Below are 2,470 nucleotides of genomic sequence, written 5' to 3' on the forward strand. Positions count from 1 at the left end.
GCCCGTCGCCGCGATCAACTCCCTCATACTGCGCCCGCTTTCCACGGATGCGCTGGCCGCGCCGGGTGGCGGGCTCCGTGACGCGCTCTTCCACCTTGAGTGGACAAGTGTCCAGCTCGACGAAAATCGGGACGGGCAGCGCTGGGCGGTACTGGGGGCCGACCACTTCGGCACCGGGGCCGAGGTCTATCCCAGCCTGGCCGCACTGGCCACAGCGCCCAATCTGGACGACCCGGACGCCCTGCCACGCTGGGCCCTCGCCACCTGCCCCACCACCAGCCTCGACGCTCCCGACGCCGCACGCGCGGCCACCCATGGCGTCCTCCAGCTCGTGCAGGGCTGGCTCAACCAGCCCCACCTCACCACCACCCAGCTGGTCGTCGTCACCCATCACGCCATCAGTGACATCGATACCTTCATCGACCCGGCGCAGGCGGCGGTGTGGGGGCTCGTGCGGGCCGCGCAGGCCGAACATCCCGGGCGGTTCGTCCTGCTCGACCTCGACGGCGACGCCGCCTCCGTGGACGCGATCAGTCAGGCCGTGACGACCGGTGAGCCCCAACTGGCCGTACGCGCAGGTGAAGTGCGCGTGCCGAGGCTGGCACGGACCGCCGTCTCCGCCACGGACGAGCCGGCGCCGGTCTTCGCGCCGGAGGGCACGGTACTGATCACCGGCGGTACGGGTGGCCTGGGCGCGCTCGTCGCTCGTCACCTGGTGGTCGAGCACGGCGTACGTCATCTGCTGCTCGCCAGCCGCCGCGGACCGAACGCCCCCGGCGCCGAGGAACTGGTGGCCGAACTCGCGGGCCACGGCGCCGAAGTGGTCGTCGAGGCTTGCGACGTCACGGACCGTGCCGCCCTCGCCCGCCTGATACGTGACGTGCCCGACAGCCGGCCGCTGACCGGCGTGATCCACACCGCGGGCGTCCTGGACGACGCCACCATCCCGGCGCTCACCACCGTCCGCATGGACACCGTCCTCCGGCCGAAGGCGGACGCGGCCTGGCACCTTCATGAACTCACCCGCGATCTGAACCTGACGGCGTTCGTGCTGTTCTCCTCGGCCGCCGGCGTGCTGGGCACGGCAGGGCAGGGGAACTACGCGGCGGCGAACGCGTTCCTGGACGCGCTGGCGGAGCACAGACTCACCCAGGGCCTGCCCGCCATCTCGCTGGCCTGGGGTCTCTGGGAGACCGGCGGCATGGCCGGTGACCTGGACGAGTCCGTCATCCGCCGCCTGGAGCGGAGCGGTGTCAGGCCCCTGTCCGACAGCGAGGGGCTGGCCCTGTTCGACGCGGCACTGCGCCAGGACCGGGCCGCCGTGGTTCCGGTTCGGCTCGACCTGAAGACGCTGAGCGCGGCGGGGGATTACCTGCCCGCGATGCTCCGAGGGCTGGCGCCCGCACCTACGCGCCGGGCGGCTGTCACCGAGGCGGGGACGGCCGGCCTGATCGAGCGCCTGGCGGCCCTCACGACAGACGAACGGAATTCGGCTCTCCTGGAGTTGGTACGGGGGCAAGTCGCCGTCGTACTCGGATTCGCCGACGGATCGGCGATCGAGCCTCAGCGCCAGTTCCAGGACATCGGGTTCGACTCGCTCACCGCAGTGGAATTCCGTAACCGGATCAACACCACGACCGGACTCCGACTGCCCACCACGCTGGTCTTCGACTACCCCACGCCGTCAGCACTTGCCGAGCACCTGAGCGCCGAACTCCTCGGCACCACGACCGGTGCTCCGGCCGCCGTCGCGACCAGGGCCGTTGACGATGATCCGATCGCGATTGTGGGGATGGCGTGCCGGTATCCGGGTGGGGTGGTGTCGCCGGAGGGTTTGTGGGATCTGGTGGCGGGTGCTCGGGATGGTGTGGGGGAGTTTCCGGCTGACCGTGGCTGGGATGTGGAGAAGCTGTACGACCCGGATCCGGAGAGCCGGGGGACCTCGTACGCCCGGCATGGCGGATTCCTGTATGGGGCCGGGGAGTTCGATCCGGGGTTCTTCGGGATCTCGCCGCGTGAAGCTCTCGCCATGGATCCGCAGCAGCGACTGCTGCTGGAGACCTCCTGGGAGGCGATCGAGCGGGCCGGGATCAACGCGACCGAGCTGCGCGGCAGCCGGACGGGTGTCTTCGCCGGCGTCATGTACCACGACTACGCGACCCAGCTCGGCTCTGTGCCAGGTGAGTTGGAGGGGCTGATCGGTACCGGTAACTCGGGCAGTGTGGCGTCGGGTCGGGTGTCGTACACCTTCGGTTTCGAGGGTCCTGCGGTGACGGTGGACACGGCGTGCTCGTCGTCGCTGGTGGCGTTGCACTGGGCGGTGCAGGCGCTGCGCTCGGGTGAGTGCGACATGGCGCTGGCCGGCGGTGTGACGGTGATGGCCACGCCGGGGACCTTCATCGAGTTCTCCCGGCAGCGGGGGTTGTCGGTGGACGGCCGGTGCAAGGCGTTTGCCGCAGGTGCCGATGGC

The 2,470-nt window shown here is 70.4% G+C and carries 1 protein-coding gene; it reads left to right on the forward strand.

What is annotated here, in order from left to right; all coding sequences use genetic code 11:
• Window positions 1–2,470, forward strand: a 2,470-nt coding sequence (locus HY68_RS44570; protein WP_206742980.1) for a type I polyketide synthase, incomplete at both ends; no start/stop codon positions are given.

This window comes from Streptomyces sp. AcH 505, assembly GCF_000818175.1.
In the GTDB taxonomy this organism is placed as follows: Bacteria; Actinomycetota; Actinomycetes; order Streptomycetales; family Streptomycetaceae; genus Streptomyces.